Origin of the sequence: Sphingobacterium thalpophilum (assembly GCF_038396785.1) — a bacterium.
GTDB lineage: Bacteria > Bacteroidota > Bacteroidia > Sphingobacteriales > Sphingobacteriaceae > Sphingobacterium > Sphingobacterium thalpophilum_A.
Window position 1 is genome coordinate 1,327,209 of record NZ_CP151087.1, and the last position, 21,119, is coordinate 1,348,327.

At 39.4% G+C, this 21,119-nt stretch carries 19 protein-coding genes; 8 read left to right on the top strand and 11 right to left on the bottom strand.

Translation table 11 applies throughout. From position 1 onward, the window contains the following. Positions 1 to 5: 5 nt before the first annotated feature. The gene (locus tag AACH28_RS06155) at positions 6 to 992 is read right to left on the bottom strand and encodes a glycosyltransferase family protein (protein WP_120334628.1); all 987 of its coding nucleotides are present in this window, start codon (positions 990 to 992) and stop codon (positions 6 to 8) included. 219 nt (positions 993 to 1,211) lie between these two features. Here AACH28_RS06155 and AACH28_RS06160 point away from each other — a divergent pair, with 219 nt between their 5' ends. Both AACH28_RS06160 and AACH28_RS06165 read left to right on the top strand, forming a co-directional pair. Beyond that, the gene (locus tag AACH28_RS06160; RefSeq protein WP_286768066.1) at positions 1,212 to 2,123 is read left to right on the top strand and encodes a zinc dependent phospholipase C family protein; all 912 of its coding nucleotides are present in this window, start codon (positions 1,212 to 1,214) and stop codon (positions 2,121 to 2,123) included. A 101-nt stretch (positions 2,124 to 2,224) separates the two neighbouring features. Further along, entirely contained in the window at positions 2,225 to 4,111 is a 1,887-nt protein-coding gene (locus AACH28_RS06165; protein ID WP_341832538.1) for a TonB-dependent receptor domain-containing protein, read from the top strand. 155 nt (positions 4,112 to 4,266) lie between these two features. Here AACH28_RS06165 and AACH28_RS06170 read toward each other — a convergent pair whose 3' ends face one another. The 3 genes from AACH28_RS06170 to AACH28_RS06180 all read right to left on the bottom strand — a co-directional run bounded on the left by AACH28_RS06170 (position 4,267) and on the right by AACH28_RS06180 (position 6,429). Further along, positions 4,267 to 4,983, bottom strand: a complete 717-nt coding sequence (locus tag AACH28_RS06170) for a ThuA domain-containing protein (protein ID WP_313154236.1) — start codon at positions 4,981 to 4,983, stop codon at positions 4,267 to 4,269. A 121-nt stretch (positions 4,984 to 5,104) separates the two neighbouring features. Next, positions 5,105 to 6,172: a 3-dehydroquinate synthase gene (gene aroB / locus AACH28_RS06175; RefSeq protein WP_341832539.1), complete on the bottom strand. Its 1,068-nt coding sequence runs from the start codon at positions 6,170 to 6,172 to the stop codon at positions 5,105 to 5,107. A 50-nt stretch (positions 6,173 to 6,222) separates the two neighbouring features. Continuing rightward, positions 6,223 to 6,429: an RNA-binding S4 domain-containing protein gene (locus AACH28_RS06180; protein ID WP_286831971.1), complete on the bottom strand. Its 207-nt coding sequence runs from the start codon at positions 6,427 to 6,429 to the stop codon at positions 6,223 to 6,225. A gap of 95 nt (positions 6,430 to 6,524) precedes the next feature. Here AACH28_RS06180 and AACH28_RS06185 point away from each other — a divergent pair, with 95 nt between their 5' ends. From AACH28_RS06185 to xpt, 3 genes are all read left to right on the top strand, one after another. Beyond that, positions 6,525 to 7,718, top strand: a complete 1,194-nt coding sequence (locus AACH28_RS06185) for a proline dehydrogenase family protein (RefSeq protein WP_182332650.1) — start codon at positions 6,525 to 6,527, stop codon at positions 7,716 to 7,718. Between the two features lie 265 nt (positions 7,719 to 7,983). Further along, complete coding sequence (locus AACH28_RS06190) at positions 7,984 to 9,762, top strand: AMP-dependent synthetase/ligase (protein WP_341832540.1); 1,779 nt, start codon at positions 7,984 to 7,986, stop codon at positions 9,760 to 9,762. A 53-nt stretch (positions 9,763 to 9,815) separates the two neighbouring features. Further along, the gene (gene xpt / locus AACH28_RS06195; protein ID WP_317667231.1) at positions 9,816 to 10,391 is read left to right on the top strand and encodes a xanthine phosphoribosyltransferase; all 576 of its coding nucleotides are present in this window, start codon (positions 9,816 to 9,818) and stop codon (positions 10,389 to 10,391) included. A gap of 67 nt (positions 10,392 to 10,458) precedes the next feature. On the opposite strand, the gene AACH28_RS06200 is transcribed toward xpt, so the two are convergent. Further along, positions 10,459 to 10,944 carry a hypothetical protein gene (locus AACH28_RS06200; protein ID WP_341832541.1) on the bottom strand — a complete coding sequence of 162 codons (486 nt, stop codon included), beginning with the start codon at positions 10,942 to 10,944 and terminating at the stop codon, positions 10,459 to 10,461. A 177-nt stretch (positions 10,945 to 11,121) separates the two neighbouring features. Here AACH28_RS06200 and mnmE point away from each other — a divergent pair, with 177 nt between their 5' ends. Together mnmE and AACH28_RS25495 are read left to right on the top strand one after the other, a co-directional pair. After that, positions 11,122 to 12,501, top strand: coding sequence for a tRNA uridine-5-carboxymethylaminomethyl(34) synthesis GTPase MnmE (gene mnmE / locus AACH28_RS06205; protein ID WP_120334635.1), 1,380 nt, complete (start codon positions 11,122 to 11,124; stop codon positions 12,499 to 12,501). Between the two features lie 285 nt (positions 12,502 to 12,786). Then, positions 12,787 to 13,275 (top strand): type II CAAX prenyl endopeptidase Rce1 family protein, encoded by a 489-nt coding sequence (locus tag AACH28_RS25495; protein WP_407073643.1) that lies wholly within the window; start codon positions 12,787 to 12,789, stop codon positions 13,273 to 13,275. Here the strand turns inward: AACH28_RS25495 and AACH28_RS06210 are convergent. The 6 genes from AACH28_RS06210 to AACH28_RS06235 form a co-directional block, all read right to left on the bottom strand. Further along, positions 13,187 to 13,942: a hypothetical protein gene (locus AACH28_RS06210; protein WP_341832542.1), complete on the bottom strand. Its 756-nt coding sequence runs from the start codon at positions 13,940 to 13,942 to the stop codon at positions 13,187 to 13,189. The genes AACH28_RS25495 and AACH28_RS06210 overlap by 89 nt on opposite strands. A gap of 556 nt (positions 13,943 to 14,498) precedes the next feature. Continuing rightward, complete coding sequence (locus AACH28_RS06215) at positions 14,499 to 14,765, bottom strand: hypothetical protein (RefSeq protein WP_286766862.1); 267 nt, start codon at positions 14,763 to 14,765, stop codon at positions 14,499 to 14,501. Continuing rightward, a complete protein-coding gene (locus tag AACH28_RS06220; protein ID WP_341832543.1) occupies positions 14,722 to 15,852 on the bottom strand; it encodes a RagB/SusD family nutrient uptake outer membrane protein in 1,131 nt (376 codons plus the stop codon). The genes AACH28_RS06215 and AACH28_RS06220 overlap by 44 nt, the downstream gene beginning before the upstream one ends. Positions 15,853 to 15,864: 12 nt before the next feature. Beyond that, positions 15,865 to 16,416, bottom strand: coding sequence for a hypothetical protein (locus tag AACH28_RS06225; RefSeq protein ID WP_286766860.1), 552 nt, complete (start codon positions 16,414 to 16,416; stop codon positions 15,865 to 15,867). Further along, positions 16,394 to 18,358, bottom strand: a complete 1,965-nt coding sequence (locus AACH28_RS06230; protein WP_341832544.1) for a two-component regulator propeller domain-containing protein — start codon at positions 18,356 to 18,358, stop codon at positions 16,394 to 16,396. The genes AACH28_RS06225 and AACH28_RS06230 overlap by 23 nt, the downstream gene beginning before the upstream one ends. A gap of 541 nt (positions 18,359 to 18,899) precedes the next feature. After that, positions 18,900 to 19,310, bottom strand: coding sequence for a YdeI/OmpD-associated family protein (locus tag AACH28_RS06235; RefSeq protein ID WP_341832545.1), 411 nt, complete (start codon positions 19,308 to 19,310; stop codon positions 18,900 to 18,902). Between the two features lie 820 nt (positions 19,311 to 20,130). Here AACH28_RS06235 and AACH28_RS06240 point away from each other — a divergent pair. Then, positions 20,131 to 21,060, top strand: coding sequence for a metallophosphoesterase (locus AACH28_RS06240; protein WP_286766855.1), 930 nt, complete (start codon positions 20,131 to 20,133; stop codon positions 21,058 to 21,060). Positions 21,061 to 21,119 lie beyond the last annotated feature (59 nt).

Here is a 21,119-nt window from a genome sequence, read left to right on the forward strand (position 1 = left end):
TTTGTTTAACGGTGCTTCTGCACGATTTCATTTATAATTTCCTGCGTGATATTAGGGTAATCAACTTCAACCCTAGATTTACTGTTGAGCCAGGCTTCTATCGCCAGCATGTTTTTCTGTTTTAAGCTCGAAATTACAGGCACCCCCATCTCTTCCAATGACGCTGCATTCAAATGCTGCTCATATTGGTTTTTCATCGGGATAACTAACAGTTTCTTTTTCAAATATAACGCTTCTGCCGGTGTTTCAAAACCTGCCCCACATAAAACTCCAGAAGAAGATGCCATACTATCAATAAAAGATTGGTTATTGATCGGTCTTATCGTTACATTTTTCATGTCAAATGCCTTCGAATTATGTTTGCTAAAAACATCCCACTTCACATCTGGAAACTTCATCAAATGCTTTAAAAGATGCGCATCGTCATATGCCGGGAGGTAAACCGTATAATGTCCCTGATCTGTCACATTCAATTCACGAACAGCATTACGGATAACCGGTTGGTAAATATTCTTGGCGTACCGCTTAAAATGGAAACCATAGGAATGGGTAGACGGGGCATAATTTTTCATAATAAATTTGCCCAACATATCACTATCTTCTGGCTTAGGACTCGATGGATCTAAGGCAGCAATCTGATGGCTCAACCCAATGCATTCCAAATCTTTTGAATGACAAGCCCAAGCAGAAATTGGTTCAAAATCATTGATCACCAAATCATAGTTTTCTATGGGCAAGCTCTTAATTTCATTCGTAAATTTACGAATCGTCGAACTCATAAATGTTTTCCACAGATCTACTCCGCCGGATTTTCCAAAGATAAAACTCAACCCGTGAAAACGGTATTTCACTTCGAAAGGTAATGATAGATCTGCTTGAATTCCACTAACCAAAACATCGACTTCCCCTAACTCCCTCAAACAGGGGACAATATCCATTGCCCGGCTCAGATGTCCATTTCCTGTCCCTTGTACGGCATACAATATCTTCATAACGACTGTATTTTGTGTCGGCAAATTAATCAATTTTAACGAGTATCAATATTATTTTATTGTTTAGTTATGTTAAGAAAATATAAATTAACATCAATAAAAAAAGTTGTTAATCCATTTTTAATTTTCCTTTACGTATATTTAATATCAACAATTAATTAATAGCCAGTTTGATACCCCATGAAGTCTCTATTTTATAGAATGCTTTGCATAGTCGCCATGCTAATTTTAACATCGTGGGGATTTTTTGCTCATAAAAAAATTAATCATTATGCCGTCTTTGCTCTCCCCGCTCAGTTGGCTAAGTTTTATAAATCCAATATTGACCTTATTACCGAAAAAGCTGTTGATCCAGATAAACGCTGCTTCACAGACAGCGCTGAAGGCCCAAGACATTTTATAGATTTAGAGGACTACCGCAAGGAAAGTACAGTTGACTCCATACCGATACATTGGTCACAAGCCAAAGAGAAATTTCAAGAAAAGCAATTGTTAAAAAATGGCATTGTGCCCTGGCAAATCAATCTTACCTACCAAAAGCTTGTTAAGGCCTTTCAAGCAAAAGATTATAAGCGGATCATCAAACACTCAGCAGAAATCGGCCATTATATTGCTGATGCCCATGTTCCATTACACACGACTAAAAATTATAATGGACAGCTGACTAATCAACTCGGTATACACGCATTCTGGGAGAGCCGCTTACCGGAAATGTTTTCAGAAAAATACAACCTTCGCGTTGGAAAAGCCAACTATATCAAAGATCCCTTAGCGGAGGCCTGGAGTATCGTCCGTGAAAGCAATCGCCTTGTGGATTCTGTATTGAGCATTGAAGCCCAGCTCAATCGTCAATTTAAGGCATCTCAAAAAAAATCTTTTATTGAGCGAAACAATCAATTGGTATGGACCTATTCCGACAGTTATGCTAGAGCTTATCATGAAGCCATGAACGGTATGGTTGAAAGGAGAATGCAAAAAACCATTTTACGCGTTGCTTCCTATTGGTATTCAGCCTGGCTCGAATCCGGCCAACCCGACTTGACTAACATCGAAAAAATAAAAAGCACCGACAAGCAAGATCACATCGATATAACGGGAAAAAAACGTATCGGTCGAGAGGAATGGATGTAAGAAGGCTATAAAATATCACCCGGACTACCAGTATTATTCACGCCGGACTATTTATTTTTTAGTCAGCTAAGCTACTTTTGCAGCGTAAAATCTAGGAAAGCATGTTGAATAAAAATATTACGTTAACAAACCTTGCATTAGTACTGAGTATTGGAACTGCGACCGCTCAGATTAAAGACACAACCGCTTTGGGCGAAGTCATCATTAATCAAAATCGCTTACAGATCCCTTTTTCAAAACAAAGCAAAAATATCCAAATATTGACGCAGGAAGATATACAGAGATTACCAAATCGATCAATAAACGAATTGCTGAGCAATATCCCAGGTGTTGATATTCGCCAACGTGGACCATTCGGTTCGCAGGCAGATATAAGTATCGACGGTGGGTCTTTTGAACAGACGGCGATCCTACTCAATGGTGTTAAAATCACCGATCCACAGAGTGCCCATCACAACATGAACCTTCCGGTTCCTCTGGAGGCCATCGAGCGTATCGAAATCATTCGGGGGCCAGCTTCACGGATTTTCGGTATTAATGCACTAACCGGTGCCATTAACATCGTAACAAAGAAAATTGAATCAAATCAAATTAGTGCCCAGCTGTATAGTGGTTCTTCATTCAAAGATAATGAGCAGACAAGTGCAGGCAAGTATTATGGTAAAGGTGTTCAGCTTGGCTCACAGTTCTTAACCAAACAAACAAGCCACGGTTTATATTTTGGCCACGAAGATTCGAATGGACAACGCTATAATACAGCCTCTAATAATAATAAACTCTATTATGACGGGACATATCAACCGAATACAGCCAATATGATAAAAGCCAATGTTGGCTATATCAACAATCAATTTGGAGCCAATGGTTACTATGCTGCACCGAATGACAAGGAAGCGTATGAACAGGTTAAGACAGCTTTCGCTTCCCTGCAGTCCAAGCATCAATTAACACAGGCATTTTCCATCAGTCCACGCCTCAGTAATCGCTACAACGAAGATGAATATTGGTATTTAGGCAGAGAAACAACCAAAGGTAGGTCCAAACATTACAGCAACGTCTTTGGAGCTGAAATCAATGCTACATTGGAGCAAAGTTATGGTACATTTGGCTTAGGACTGGAAAGTCGATTTGAACGTATCAATAGCACCAGTATTGGCGACCATAACCGGGAGAATTACGGCGGCTACCTGGAATTCAAAACAGAGGCGATCGAAAAACTGATGATCAACTCGGGTGCCTACATCAATTATAACTCAAAATTTGGCTGGCAGGTATTCCCGGGTCTAGATTTGGGCTATGATATTACCGAACATTGGAAGATTGTAGTCAACGCAGGTTCTAGCCAACGCATCCCTTCCTTTACGGATCTTTACACCAATCAGACAGCCAACGTCGGAAACCCCACACTGAGCTCTGAAAATGCCTATCAGATAGAAAGTGGTATAAAATACTTATCCAATCGAGTTATTGCGCAAGTGGGCTATTTCCATCGAAGGATAAGCGATTTCATCGACTGGCAAAAAGAGGATGCCACTACAGGAAGCGGAACGGTCATTCCGTGGAAACCAATAAATATTGGAAAAAATAAAATTGATGGATTCAATGCTTCATTCCGATATAATATCAATGATCCCAGCGCAACGACACGATACTTTACAACGCTAAGTTATAATTATCTCAACCCAAGCATAACACTAGCAGATGGGATACTATCCAAATATGCTATTGAAAGCTTAAGGCATCAAGTTATTGCCAACTTTACCATAAACCACAAGAACTGGATGTTCACTTCTGCAAACCGCTTTAATGAGCGTATCAGTTACAAATCTTATTTCATCGCTGACGTAAGAGGATCGTACCAACTCCAAGACTTAAACATCTTTGTGGATGTTCAGAATATATTTGACAAGAGCTATATAGAAGCTGCCGCCGTTCCAATGCCCGGTCGTTGGTTTAGTATCGGCGCAAAATATAAACTGAACTATTAAACCCGATTAAATGGCAAAATCGGTTCTCTTCCCATTTCGCCATCAATTATAAAAAAGTCCCAAATGGAATGACCATTTGGGACTTTTCATTGTGTTATTGCCACATAGAAGCATGTACCATGCCCTATTTAAGAAAACGCCAACTATAAAATAAGTTACTTTTTCTTGGGAAGAACAGATAAAATTCCTCCAATTAAATGTTTTTGGAACTCAGGTTCGTCATAGGACTCATCGGTATGTCCAAGCCCGGTATAGAAGACTTTCCCTCCATCGTAGCTCTGGGTCCAGGAGATTGGATGGTGATCCCCCATTTTTCCTCCTTGGTAGCTTTTTTCATCCAAATTCATCAACACATGCAATCCGTCCTTCACATCCTTGAAATTATACCATTCATCTTTGTGCCACCAGATCGGATCGAGGTGCTTGGTGGCCGGATGTTTTCTGTCCAGCACATCAATTTTGGCTTTTTGTACAGCAGGATGAGACGCAAAATACGCGCCTACAAGGCCGTTATACCATGGCCAATCAAACTCAGTATCCGTCGCTGCATGGATACCCACAAACCCTTTTCCTGATTGGATATACCGCACAAAAGCTTCCTGTTGCGCATTATCGAGAATATCGCCGGTTGTGCTCAGAAAGATAACGGCGTCATATTTGTTCAATCCCTGATCGGTAAACAGAGCTGCATCCTCCGAATGATCAGATTTTATTTTTTCTTTATCAAGCAATTGCTTAAGTACCTCTGCACCCTTTTCGATGCTTCCGTGTCTAAACCCTTTTGTCTTGCTAAAGATCAATACTTGCCTTTGTGCCTGAACAGCAGCTGACATCCCCAACAGGAGAAACAGAAAAATGAAGATTCTATTCATGATATAAATGGTTATTATGATGATTTAAGTTTAGGTTTACTAATTTCCGCAACGAAATTGCGATAAAAATAGCTGTAAAGAAAAGCCGTGCATTCTCCCGATACACGGCTTTTCTGTTTTATTATGGTGTGATTAGCTCACGGTAAAAATCAAGACTTTCAATAATATCTTCCTCAGAAACGTAGATATCATATTGACAACTGCCAATTTGGTCAAGCAATGCGAAACCGATCTGATTGGACAAGTTTTTCTTATCGTTTCGCATCAGATCCAACAGGGCTGTATCAATGGAAGAATCAAATGTGTAGTCGTTGAAATATTTTCTAAAAGTTTGGATCAAATCGTTTAATTCATCCAAAGGCAAACCATTCAATTTATGCGATAGGTACCCCTCACAAATCATTCCTACTGCAATAGCTTCTCCATGTAATAAAGGTGAAGCATCGTTCAACAACGAGTAGCCCTCAATAGCATGACCAATTGTATGGCCAAAGTTTAAAATTTTACGCAGTCCTTTTTCTTTCGGATCCTCAAGGATAACACGGTTTTTGATTGAAACAGAATGTTTGACTAAAGAATTATCGATTTGATCGATCTCCAACGTTTTCACTCGCTCATAATAAGCCCGATCGAAGATCAGTCCATGTTTAATTACTTCAGCAAAACCTGAGATTAACTGACGTTGATCTAAGGTTTTCAAAAACTGGCTTGAAATAAATACAGCTTGGGGTTGTGCAAAAGTGCCAATAATATTTTTCACACTTCCCATATCAATACCGGTTTTACCTCCTACTGATGCATCTACCTGGGAAAGTAAAGTCGTCGGAATTTGAATAAAATCCATCCCTCTTTTGAAAGTCGATGCGGCAAATCCTCCCATATCAGTCACCACACCACCGCCAAGATTGATCATCAATGAATGTCTATCGGCTCCGAAATCGAGCATATTATGCCATACACCAATACAGAAATCAATATTTTTATTTTCCTCGCCCGGATCTACTTCTATCACATCATAATTCGCTAAATTGGGTAAAGCTTGCTGAAATAGCGGCAAACAATTATCCAAGGTATTGGTATCCACCAATACGATGATCTTTGAGTAATTGCGCTCAGCTAAAAATGCCTCTAAAGAGGCCAACGTATCATCAAAATATACCTGATAGCCCAAACTTTCTATGACTTCCATTCTACGATTCTTTAAGGTTTAAGTTTTCTATTTACCAATATTGTTTAATATTACACCAATTTTATTTGCATCCCATCAAATTCAACAACATCTCCCGGTCTTAATTTGAGTCTTTTACGGTAATCAACCTGCCCATTATACTTCACACACCCTTCCGCCACAACCCATTGAGCCATAGCACCATGCTCTACCCAATTTAAAGCTTTAAGTAACTGTATAAGCTGGATATATTCGCCCTCGATTTTAAATTCTTGCATTTCACAAAAATAGTGGTTTCACTGAGGAATACAAGAATTATCATCGTTTTAATGCTTACTAAATTGCTACATTTGCCTTATTGCAAATAAAGATTATGATTGAGAATTCTGAGCCCAAGACATTATCCTTTGATAATACAGAGATTGCTTTTAAAAGTAAAAGCGATAAGGATTTGGAAAGAGCGTATTGGTTATTCAAAATAATAGCGAATAACTTCTTGACAAAAGTAGGTCCGTCAATGACCAACTTTGCCCTGAACATAGGACTGCCTATCCAAGGTATCATCCGTAAAACAATTTTCAAACATTTTTGTGGTGGAGAAACCATCGCGGGTTGCGAAGCAGCAATCAACGAATTGGGAGAAAATGGTGTAGGGACAATCCTGGATTATTCTGTTGAAGGAGAGGAAACAGAAAGTGCATTTGACGCCTGTTGCGAAGAGGTATTACGTACCGTAGTTGCGGCAAGTAAAAACAAGTACATTCCATTTTCGGTATTTAAACCAACTGGATTAGGACGTTTTGAGTTATTTGAAAAGGTCAATGCCAAAGAAACTTTAACAGCGGCAGAACAAGGAGAATACCAACGCATGTTGGATCGTACTGACCGTATCTGTAAAGCATGTCATGCCGCAGGTGTAAAAGTTTTGGTGGATGCTGAACATTCATGGATTCAAGATGCGATCGATGATATTGCACGTGAAATGATGGAAAAATACAATATGGAGAAACCAATTGTATATAATACTTATCAATTGTACCGTAGTGATAAGTTGGCATCGTTGAAAGCTGACTTTGAATATGCAAAAGTTAGAGGGTTTCATATGGGTGCTAAGATCGTTCGTGGTGCCTACATGGAAATCGAACGTGCCCGTGCTGCACAAAAAGGTTATTCCGATCCCATCCAGCCAAATAAAGAAGCTTCAGATAGAGATTATAATGAAGCTATTGAATTTATCTTGGACCACCTGGACAACTTTGGGCTAATGGCGGGTACACACAATGAGGACAGTAGCATGTTATTGGCGAAGGAAATTGACAGACGTGGTATCGATAGATCCACCGATCGCATCTTCTTTGCGCAATTATTGGGTATGTCTGACAACCTTAGCTTTAACTTGGCGGCACATGGCTATAATGTTGCTAAATACATGCCTTATGGACCGGTTAAAGCGGTGATGCCATATCTTTTCCGTAGAGCACAAGAAAATACTTCCGTCGCAGGAGCGACAGGTCGGGAGCTCGGGCTTTTGATCAAAGAAAAACAAAGAAGAAAAGCTAGTCGATAACGACTAGCTTTTTTTATAATTGGCGGGCATCAAGTCCATCTACTCAAGGAACTATGCTCAAATGATTTCCAGGAAACACCCTACTTTTGAAAAGCACAAAAGCACTTTACCTATCACCCAACTCCCCTTCGTCCTTTTGAAACAAGCTAATTACAAAATCATTCCATATTCTTGAAACTATTATTTATGTTTGCAAACTTTTCCCTTAAAACAAAGTTCATACAGGAAGGGTGCTCCCCCGGAGCTTAAAAGAATACGATTTGAAATGGAAGAAAAACTTAGATTATTTGATCTTGCACGTCAACAGATGGGCAAATACCCCGATCTTGATATGTTTGCCCACAAAGTGGACGGCAAGTGGAATTATATCAAAACAGCAGATTTTCTTGAACAAGTAGACAGCCTCTCCAAAGGGCTGATTGAACTTGGCGTGAAACCCAACGAGAAAGTTGGTCTCATTGCCGGCAGCAGTATGGAATGGCATTTGATTGACTTTGCAATCCAGCAAATTGGTGCAGTGGTGGTCGCCATCTATCCAAATATTACGGATACAGACTATCAATATATCTTTAATGATGCCGAAATCAGGGTTTGCATCGTCAGCAACAAAAGCCTGTACGATCGACTGATGAATCTAACCGACTCAATCTATACGTTGAAGTATATTTTTTGTATCGCAGATCAGGAAGGAACACGTAGCTGGAAAGAACTGAATGATATAGGCTCCAATTGCTCCTTAGAAAAACTAGCAGCACTACGTGACCAGGTTAAACCTGAAGATCTCGCTACCCTGATTTACACTTCCGGTACAACGGGCAAACCAAAAGGCGTAATGTTGTCACACAATAATATCTTTTCCAATGTATTGGGCGCAGCAGAAATTACCCCTTGTAAAGCTTATGACCGCGGACTGACCTTCCTCCCTCCTTGTCACGCCTACGAGCGTATGGTTTTATATACCTATATGTATCTTGGCTTTACGGTCTATATCGCAGAATCTTTTGACAAGATTGGTGATAATCTGAAGGAAGTAAAACCTCATATCATGACCGTTGTCCCACGTATTCTTGAAAAAGTCTATGAGAAAATTATGAAAACAGGTCATGATCTCAGTGGTTTCAAACGAAAAGTATTTGATTGGGCTGTTTCAGTTGCAGAAGAATATGATCCAAATCCTGAGAAAAGAAGTCTATCCTATAATCTCAAACTAAAGCTTGCCAAGAAACTTGTCCTTAACAAATGGTATGAAGCATTGGGTGGCGAATTACTTACCGTTGCCTCTGGATCAGCCTCTCTTCACAGCAAGTTAACACGTGCCTTCTTAGCTGCAGGAATTCCATTATATGAGGGATACGGCATGACCGAAGCCTCCCCACTCATTTCGGTCAATCATTATATCAAAGGAATACGCATAGGTACTGTTGGCCTTCCTGTCCGTTTTGTTGAAATAAAACTTGCTGAAGACGGAGAAATATTAGTAAAAGGCCCTAATGTCATGATGGGATACTATAAGAACAAGGCCGAAACGGATAAAACGATCATTGATGGATGGCTGCATACCGGAGATATTGGAAAGTGGGAAGATGAAAAATTCTTGAAAATCATTGACCGAAAAAAAGAGATGTTCAAAATTTCAGGTGGGAAGTACGTCATACCACAACCTATCGAAACCAAGCTTGTTGAATCTAAATTTATTGAACAGGCAATGGTTATCGGTGACGGGATGAAGTTTGCTTCTGCCTTTATTGTACCAAACTATGCCCATTTGTTGGATTGGGCCAGAACAGATGCTCCTGAACTTGCAAGCATGACAAAGGATGATTTTCTGACTGACCCTGCCATAGTAAAAAAAGTTAATCAAGAGGTACGTCGTGCAAACCAGCACTTTGGTAACTGGGAGCAGATTAAGAAACCAATTATTTTAACAGATGAATTTACTATTGAAAATGGAGAGTTAACACCAACCTTGAAAATGAAACGAAAGGTAATTCTCGAACATCATCAAGAAGAGTTCAATAACCTCTATCAGATGGAGATGGATTAAGGTTTAATAAATCAAAATTTTGACATAGCGCGCTATATTTATACGAGTAAAACATGAAATTATTAAAGGATAGAATCCTTCATGACGGTAAAAGTCTTGCAGGAGGCATACTTAAAGTAGACAACTTCATCAATCACCAGATGGACCCCGTGTTGATGAAATCTATTGCGGTGGAATTTGTCCGCCGTTTTGCAGACCTCCCGATCAATAAAATCATTACAATTGAAGCAAGCGGAATAGCCCCAGCGATCATGCTTGGCTACCTTTTGGAATTACCGGTTGTATTTGTAAAAAAAGCAAAACCGACCACCATGGCCGATATGTATGTAAGCCAGGTACATTCATTTACCAAGAATAGAACCTACGACATCTGTGTCAGCAAAGAGTTTCTTACGCCGAGCGACAATGTTCTTTTTATAGACGATTTTTTGGCCAATGGGAATGCTGCTTTTGGTATGCTCGATCTCGTCAAACAATCGGGGGCTTCTGTCTTGGGCATGGGATTTATTATCGAAAAATCCTTCCAGGAAGGTGGCAAAAGATTACGAGAATTGCCCGATTTAAGAATAGAATCGCTAGCGCGGATAAGGTCGCTTGAAGTGAATAAAGTCAGTTTCGAAGAAGATTAGCAAAAAGAAAAGCCTCATCTCCCTAAGGAGTGAGGCTTTTTTATTCAAACAACAAGATAAATTCTTTCTAATCCCAACGGTAGTCGTTGTAAAAATCTTCCGGATGTCTGCTAATTGCAACATCTTTTACAATCCGGATATTGGCTGCTCCCAAGTTGACATTCAGCATAAATGAAGGCACGTTTGATGAAAAATTCCAACGACCATTGCGCATATACACGTAACCTCCTCTGTAAGGATCGTAGAATGTTTTGTAATCTCTAAAGTATACATGGTGTCTACTATCGTAACGATGTGCGCTTGCCCAGGCCGGTGCTCTATGACGGTATGACTTTCGGTATGACTTAGCTACTTCTTTATGATACTTACGGTCTTCTTTTTCGCGTTTTTCTAAATATTTTCGATATTCCTTATCCCTTTTCTCTTCATATTTTCTACGCTCTTTGTCCTGTTTCCATTCACGTTCATGTCCACGATGTTGAGCCGAAGATTGTTGAGGAGCGATTAAAACCAGCCCTCCAATTGCCAACGCGAAGTATATCATCTTTCTCATAACAGTATAATTTAAATTTAAAAATCAATTCCACTCTGCCTGTGTTCCATTCTTTTTTACAAGCGTTTCTATGGGTATGACTTCAATGTTTGAACAAAGGTTTAATCGATCAAGATGAATTTAATTTGTGCTGCAATATATAGAATCCATTACTTCAATTTAACGTATCTTTGTACCATGTCAAATACGGGATATATCACTGAAGATACCATTGTTGCATTAGCGACATCTTCCGGAACAAATGGCGCTATTGCTGTCATACGCGTTTCGGGCCAAAATGCCATAAAAATTACGAACGAAATATTTAAAGGAAAGAACCTACTTCAACAAGCATCACATACCATCCATTTTGGAACCATACGCGATGGCGAAGAGATCATTGACGAAGTATTGGTCTCCTTATTTGTAGCTCCGAACTCCTATACGAGAGAAAATTCGGTGGAAATATCAACGCATAACTCCAAATATATTATCGAGCGCGTTGTAAATTTACTCATCAAAAAAGGAGCACGTGCCGCCCGTCCGGGAGAATTTACCCTACGTGCATTTCTCAATGGCGGAATGGATTTATCCCAAGCAGAAGCAGTTGCCGATTTAATTGCATCTAATTCTGCAGCCTCACATCAAGTGGCGATGCAGCAGATGCGTGGCGGCTTTTCCAATCAGCTTAAATCCCTTCGTGAAGATCTCATTCACTTTGCTTCACTGATTGAATTAGAGCTTGATTTTTCGGAAGAAGATGTGGAATTTGCCAACAGAGATCAGCTAAAAAATCTAATCAATAAAATACAGGTTATTGTTCAAAAATTAGTGCAGTCTTTTGAACAGGGTAACGTCCTAAAAAATGGTGTTCCTGTTGTTATTGCCGGGAAACCTAATGTAGGAAAATCAACCCTATTGAACGCTTTTTTAAACGAAGAACGTGCCATTGTTTCAGATATTGCAGGAACAACGCGCGATACCATTGAAGATGAAATTAATATTCATGGCGTCACGTTCCGATTTATTGACACAGCAGGTATACGTGAGACGGCAGATGTTATTGAAGCAAAAGGTGTTGAGCGTACCCGTGAAAAGATGAAACAGGCGAGATTGATCATTTACCTATTTGACCCTACACAGGACAAAGTCGAGGAAGTACAAGCGCAATTACCTGAAATCGAGCGCCTACAAATTCCATTTGTCACCATTATCAATAAATCAGATTTGCTTTCTGAGGCGCAAAAAGAGGTTTACAATGTCCTTAATCCGCTTTACATTTCAGCGAAAGAACAAATCGGTGTCGAGGAACTGAAAGACGAATTGATCAATCGTGTACATTTAGGAAATTTAAATACCGACGATGTCATGGTCACCAACATCCGTCACGTAGAGGCGCTACAAAAAACAGCAGATTCACTGGAACGCGTAATCTATGGTATTGACAATCCTGTCACTTCTGATTTCCTAGCGATGGATATACGCCAAGCCTTATATCATCTTGGTGAAATCACCGGAAGTGTTTCTACAGACGATTTATTGGATAATATCTTTTCCAAGTTCTGTATCGGAAAGTAAATCTTAATTAACGATAATAAACAATAACCACCATTGATTATAAATCACTTAAAATAAACATTTTAAGTGATTTTTTTTATTATTAATGTTTATCTTTAAAATGTATTACCGCTCAAATAAAACTGAATAGTCCTGGTTTTCTTCAAAATTAAACCCACCTACTTTCCAGCTATACTGTCCATTAGAATTTCTCACAGCTACATGGACTGGACTTGCCGTAGTGCTATGATTATAAAAAACAACTATTGAAGATTCACTTTTTTCGATATTAATTTTTATTACGGTATCGCATACTCTAAAAATCAGGATGCATTAAATAAATTTTGGACATATAATCAACGTAGAATATTCATTTTGTCTGCGATAATCTTTGCAATACTTCACTATAAGCGCTACAATATGACTTTTGAAAACCTATTATTAATCCCATTTTTATTGGCTTTCTATTTTTCAAGGGGTTGGATCCTAGAATATGCTAGAGCTCCATATGGATTTATTTACAGTTGCTTACTGCATATACTATATAACTTCCTTTTATCGGTCAAATATACTTTAAATAACTTCTCTAGTTATAGATTCAATTACAATAATGCATTTAGTGGTTTTTATGTACCTAAAATGGATAAATTAAAGCACGGGAGTGATTTTGACAACCTTACTGGTTACTTACATTTATTCTTACAGACTAATTTAAACGCTCGAAAGGAGACAAAGAGAAAATTCCACTGGAGATCTTTCCATTCCATTCATAGTAGTAGGCTTGCCTCCTTTTGATAATAACCTTCTTGCTCCTAGGCATCCGCTCTTTGTCCACGGGTTGTATAACAGTGATCTCGTAATGGTTGGCCTGGGTATTATTGACTTTAATTTCGATAGCTTTTTCAAAGCCGTACGAATATACACCTAACTTGTAAACGTCCTGTCTCGGAAAATTAAATGTTTTCGTTGAATCAATAACGATTTGTTTTCTTAGTCTGGAAGAAAACATGCAATGTCTATATTGCGGAACATGGACAATATTTCGATAATTTTTCTTTTTGTTAATATATATGGAAAGTAATTCGAAGTAAAACGGAGTTCTACTGCTCATCTCGTTTTTCTCATAAGTTTCCAAATAATAGTTGATCGTTACTGAAATAGAATCGTTATCTTTTTGGACTGACTTTTCCCGTACCGATACCCTGGGTAATCTTTTTTCCAGGTGTGGATTTAAAATTACTGTATCTCCCTTTACTTCCCAATCTCCTCTATTCGTATAGGATTCAAATGTATAGGGGAAAATAGGATCTGCTTCAATAAGCTCAAATGTGCTGTCTAGATTTAGAGTCAGACGGGTCGAATATTCCCCATACGTACCGAAGATCGGTTTAGAAGCTTTTTGAGCAAATACGGAGAATACTAGTGAAAAATAAAGAAGTGCTGACAACAATACTTTGATCATAATCCATTTTTCCTTTGCTTTGTTAGGGATAGAATACAAATATATCACAAAATGTTCACCTAATTTACTCTTTGTTCTTCTTAAACAGGAAAAGTTATTTTTTCACAATACTATAAACCACAACCGGAAGGCACAATACGGTTAATATTACAGAGAACCTTTTGAAGATCAGCAAATCTTTCCGTTTTTTTAATAATTCTTGGTCCGATAGTTCGCTTAATTCTTTTTCTTTCATGCTATTTTTAATTAAGATCCTATGATAAAATACTTAATAATACCTTGTAAGTTTTCTTGTTGTGTCAGCGATACAGGTATCATTTGCTAATAATGGCTTCTGATCAAATATAAATATCTTCACGAACATTTATCAAATTATTTCCTTTTTAGGATATATTGTACTTACCACAGTCTTTTATCGGTAATAATGGAGAAACAACGTCTTTAACAAATTGCCGATAGCACGATACAACAAAAAGACAAGGTCCTACCATGGTAAAACCTTGCTCTTATTAGTGAACAAACAATATACAGATCCGGCGCAGAACGGGGGCAATAGCTAGTTGGCTTCAAGCTGAATAACCCCCGAAATTAGTCCTTCACCTTTTGCCCTTACCCGTATTTCACCTTTGTTTTTGCTCGTGACAATCGCCAAGGCTTTACCATGAAAAGCATTGCGAGAAGCTGATTGGAAGCTTGTCAGATCCGTCGTATTGCCATTGTCTGTCGCCACAATTTTTGCACCGTCTCCCTTCACCTCAAATTCGATTTTATCGTCTGCATCAGGAACGATCGTACCAAACTCGTCCACGATATAGGCATGCACAAAGGAAAGTTTTGCGTGTATCCATGTTGTCAAACTCATTGAAGAACTTTTTGCTTACCGTACATGCCCCCCATCCTTGGCCATAAGGCGACCAATTTTTACCGCGCAAGCCCAGAAAGACGACCCAGCGGTTGCCATCAACATAACCGTTGTAGTTCGACGTATTGTTGAATTTCTGTGCAAATACAACCTCAGGATTTCCCTTACCGGCATATTTGGAAATATCTAGCGTATTATTGCTTGCATTGGGGATATAACTCGCTGCCGGCCACAGATTTTTGAAATCTGCCACCAGCGCAAACTGGCCGCTGCTGATAACTTCTTCGAGTCCCGCTAGGGCTTCAGCCTTGGAGACACCGATATCTTCGCCGCCATAATAGCCTGCATAAAATAGATAAACACGGGCCAGTAGCGCTTTAGCAGCAAATGGAGTTGCCCGACCATCATTGGTTGCCGCAGCTGACTTGGGGTAAGCTGTTGCTGGGATATTGGCAGCCGCAAATTTAAGGTCTGAAACAATCAGTTGATAAATCGCTTTGGGGTCCGACTGTGGAATATTCTCATTGGTCGGGCTCGTTAGCAAAGGGATGTTTTCGAATAGACGGACGAGATCAAAGTACATGGTGGCCCGCAGGAATTTCGTTTCCCCTTCGATACGTGCCCGCGCTGTAGTGTTGCCTGAAAAATCAGTGCCGTCCAATTTTTCCAAAAGTGTATTGCAGCGAAAAATTCCCGCGTAGTAATCAGACCAGGTACCATCAAAGATATTATTGTCCGATTGGGACTGCGCAATATCAAAACGGTCTATTGCCTGAAATGAGCGACCGTCTGTTGTACCTGTTCCGCCAAAACAATTGTCGGCAGCCACCTCTGCTGTCAGATAGAAAGACTGGCTCCCATTGGAGGTCGTCCGTTGATAACCATCATAGCAGCCGACCAGAGCCATGTCGGCATCGGCTACGGTTTTATAAAAATTGCTTTCCAAAACGCTTGTCATCGGTTCGACATCCAAAAAACTGGATGAACATGATCCTAAGATTAAGGATCCAAATAACATGGAATGATAGATATAGCTCGTTTTTTTCATGATTTCTTGTGTTTAGAATTTAACATTTAGGCCAAATAATACAGTCCTTGGTCTTGGATAGTAACCGAGGTCGATACCCGATACCCAACCATCTGTTCCATAGCCGATCTCGGGATCCATCCCATCATATTTGGTGAACGTAAACAGGTTTTGACCTTGTACGTAGAAGCGGATCTGATTAGCATACTTCCATTTGATCAGTTTCGACAGATCATAACCTAAGGTCACATTGCTGATCCGAAGAAAGTCTCCATCCTGAATATAAAGGTCTGAAAACTGCCAATTGACATTAGTTTCCGTAACACGGGGGATCGTACTGGAAGTACCTTCCCCGGTCCATCGGTCTAATATTCGTGTAGTATAGTTTGCTTGTTTATTGGCATGATTGCGGTAAGACTGTACAATTTTGTTTCCAAGGGAACCATAGGCATTCACCGAGAAATCAAATCCTTTATAATCCAGTCCAATATTAAATCCATAGGTAAAATTAGGCATGCCCACGCCCAAATTTGTCTTATCCGAGGCATTGATAATACCATCGTTATTCTGATCTACATATTTCACATCGCCCGGTTTTACATCCGCTTGAAGGATACCTTTTCCGGCTGTTTTCCAATTCCTGCTTAAAATTGCGGATGATAAACTTCTCTGCCTGTCCTGTACCGACAATCGCCGACAGGCCTTTGTTTGTGGAAGCCCAAACATCACCTTGATCATCGACCAAGAGTGCCAGGATTGCATCGTCGCTAAGCCCATCTTGCTGTGTAAGATAGCTTATTTTGGTACCATCTATTACATGCAGTCCCTCTTGTGTCGCTACCCAAATACGACCGGCTTTGTCCTCTTTGATATCATAAATTAGATCATTCATGAGTTTCATAGGCGAACTGGATGTATTGATATAAGTAATCTTCTCGTCGGGGGCCAACAATGCCAATCCTGTAGCTGTGCCGATCCAGAGACGTTTTTTTGAATCCTCAAATAAAACAGAGATATAATTGCTGTTGATGGTTTGGCCCTGCCGTGTATATGTTTTCGAAAACTGTGCTGTTTTTTTATCAAACAGGTACAGGCCGGTACTTAGCTTTCCTATCCATAGCCGATGTTGACTATCTTCATAGATCTCCCATACACTATCATCATTCAATTTCCCGGGGGCCGAGTCACGGTGGAAAACCTTAAAACTTTTGCCGTCAAATCGACACATACCACCTCGATAAGTTCCTATCCACAGCCTGTCTTCCGCATCCAGCAATAAGGAAACAATCACGTTGCTGCTCAAACTATTGGGATCCTGAGGATCATGCAGGTATTGCGTAAAGGTTTTCTGACTGAGATCATAATAGAGCAATCCCCCACCATTTGTCCCAATCCAGAGATTACCCTTTCGATCCTGTACAAACTTATTGACGTCGTCAAAGGGAAGTGATTTGGGAAGTCCAGGATAGTTCTTGACTAAGGAGAATAATAACAAGTTGGGATGATAATAACTGATGCCGCCTTTGTATGTTCCCGTCCAGATAATACCTGACTTATCCCGATATAAAGCCGTTATGCTATTGTAAGGTAGGCTTCGTAAATCATATTTATCGTTACCGATGATTTGTACACTTTTTGTTTTTTTATCATAAACATTGATCCCACCATGGTCAGTTCCTAGCCAGAGATGCCCTTTATCATCTTGCACGATATTGCCTACAAAAGGATTGGATAGTTCTTTTTGGAGATGTTGAATTGATCCATCTTTCGGGTCAAACCAGTATACACCGATTGGAATATCCTTTGAGAAGATCCATATCGCCCCATCCTGATCGGCAAATAGATTATAATTTACCAGCTTATTGCTGATCGGCAATAAGCTGGTTTTGGTACTTTGAAGTGATTTCGTATCAATATGGCCCAGCAGGCCATTTTCGTAGATTACCCAGATCGTGTGGTCTTGCCCAGCTATCACATCGGCGATTCGGTTGTTTTTGGTCAACGGCGGTACAGTACGATAGGTTTTCTTTAGGCTATCGTACAAGATCAGCGAACGATCGCTATACAATAGTGCAAAGATCTGCCCTTCCAGCTGTCTTATCGTATGTACGTCTTTGACGGGCAACTTTAAGCGGGTCAGTATGGAATCAAGCTGCTGGATGATAATACCTGAGCGCTGATCATACACATTCATCCGGTTGCTGGTACGAATCCATACATTGCCTTCTGGTCCCTCAAAGATTGCGGAAATCGAATTTCCACTCAGCCCGGTTCGTTTATTGGCAGAATAGCGAAAATTTGTGAATTGCGCCCCATCAAATCGGCTCAGGCCAGATTCGGTACCAAACCAAAGGTAATTGTACTTATCCCGGAGTGCGCAATTGACATGATTATGGACCAGGCCCTGATCAGAAGTTAAGGTTTTAAACGCATACGTATTGACCTGGCTCCAAACTGAAGATTGCCCTAAGAAAAGGAAAAGAAAGAGTTGGAGATACGCGTATAAAAAAGACTTAAGCTGCTGCATTGGTTATCATCTCCCCAATGATACAAAAATTGAGCAAATACAGCAAATCAAGTTGCTATTCATATAAGCTTTAACATAGTCTTTTGATCGTTTCATCATTATATAACACGCACTATCACCGCTTATCATATTCCCAATATAAAAAATGGCATTATTGAGACAACTATTCTTTATCCCCTAACCATGTTACCACATTGCGATCATGTTCGTAAGTTAAATCGGAATAGTACCATTTTTACAGGGATATAGCTAGGGGTTAACAAGGGTTTACCCCTGTTATACCCCTGTTAACCCCCTGTTATCCCCCTGTTAAACCCCTACTAATAGTAGAACTGGTATAAATTAATTAATACGTTTTGTAGGAAAAATTGAAGATCAGTTTTACAATGAAGCGCTTCCAAAAGATTGCTATTAAATAGCCATGAAAATAGCACTATTTAAACAGCCCTATCAGGCAATAGAATTGGTAAAACCAGATGTTTAGATCTGACTAAAAATTCTTTATTTACCACTCGAAATAGCAGTTCAAAATACTGGAAACTTACTGAAATTGCTTAGGCCTGTCTTTTTCAGCCGCCCTTGCCACGATCTCATCAATGCGTTTTTTGCGGGTATCTGGTCTTTTGGCAAGAACAATCCATTGCAACATCATTTTTTTGACGGATTTACTCAATCCAAGAAAATAATCTTTTGAACCAGCGTAATGTTGAAATGCTTCATCCAAATCCTGGGGAATAATTAATTCTTCCACACTGTCCAAAATTGACCAAGAACCATTTTCTTGTGCTATTTTTATAACCTCATGCCCCGCTGGAGTCATCAGATTCGCATCGATTAGTTTTTTAACTTTTTCTTTTAATTTTAGACCAGGTACTATTGGGTTTTCTTCGGCTAAATAACTGCATGAATGAATAGGCATCAATCGGTCTCCGTGTGCTATCAATCCAGCCAAAACACAATGCTTCATCCACAAGTTCAGTCCAGTTGACCACCGGTAAATTTGATTTTTTAGTATTACAGATCACCCAAATTGATTGTGCTATGTGATGATTGTTCTCAAGCCAAAATCGCCATTCTTCTTTTGTATTCAGGTAAATAATGGCTCTCTCTGCCGAATTCTGTTTGATCATTGATATCGTTTTTTAGTCCTTACTGGTATGGATAAAATTTGTCTATTGTGAAAATACGTTTTTTTTGAATACTAGTCATCCATGTTTTGCAGAACAACGACCAGCTTGTCCTATTGACAATATCAGCCCGCTGCTCTATTTTCCATTTTTCCTCACTTGCTAAATGATTATTTTTCGTAGGCGCCAAGTCGATAGCGTCGAATAGCGTAAAAAAAAACCAGCAACAGCCAATAATGGTAATTAAAGTCAAGCTAATCAGGATTTTCTTTATCATACGTATTTATTTTTGCTCTTCGTTTCAAATAATAAGCCCTTAAAAAATTATAATCAACACAAAAGTTAAAACCTTTTATTCGTTAAACATCACAATCGCCAATTTACAGTATTACAATAGCTAAAAAATCGATAGTTTATATGTGTTGGCAATCATTTATAATTCGTTAGTGATCCATCAATTTACACAAACGTTTGTGTATTCAATTTACTTGAATCTCTAATTTATTCTCAGTATACTCGTGATAACATTATAATCAATTACCCAGAACGGCGGTTCAAAAAAATAGACTAAACAGACCGTAAAGCAACATTACCGGAATACGGACTAATATATTCTTATAGCAAAATATTTTAAAACGCTAAAAAATGAAACAGATTGGCTTAAAAATCAAACGGGAATGGAAGTTTCTTTCCATATTCGTCATCTGCTCTTTACCCAGCTTATTCAGCATGGCACAATCCAACCCACCGGTCCTCCGTATCGGTATCATGGCCGATATGCAATACGCAGACAAAGCAGACCACGGTAGCCGTTTCTACCACAATTCATTGATGAAGGTCGATACCGCTGTAGACTTCTTCAATCGCAATAAGGTCGATTTTTCCTTGATTCTTGGCGATCTTGTCGACGAAGGTCCAAAAGATCTTCCAGTACTGTTAGAACATCTCTCCCCCTTAAAAAAAACGACTTATTGTCTACTTGGAAACCACGACTATGTCAACGTATCTAAACCAGATCTTTTGCACACTACTTTTGGGATGCCAGCTAAATACTACGCATTTACAAAAGGAAAATGGCGATTTGTTTTCTTAAATACGAATGCGCTCAGTAAATATGCCACAACGCCAAATTCAGCAGATCAACATGAATGGAAAACCCTGGTGGATAGCCTACAGACAAGCGGAAGGAAAAATACGCAACCCTGGAATGGCGGGGTTGACCGTAAACAACTCAAATGGTTACAAAACGAACTTGCCCAAGCGCGGAAAAACAAAGCGCATGTGATTGTATTGACACATCATCCTTTATTGCCAGAAAACGGCTATGAAACACTCAATAACCGGGAGGTTCTTGATATACTATACCAATTCTCCGAAGTTAAGCTGGTACTTTCTGGTCATCATCATAAAGGCAATTATGTAATGGCAAATAATATTCCTTTTGTAACCATGGAAGGTATGATCGAAACAGCTACCAGCAACGCCTATGGACTTTTGGAACTCTATCCGAAAGAAATCAAAATCAAAGGCCGAGGTAGACTCAGTTCAAGAGTTTTTAAATTATCATCCAAATAGGGCTCAATCGGGTGATTAATAAACTCACCATAAATAAGATTTAAATAAAACACCCGCAA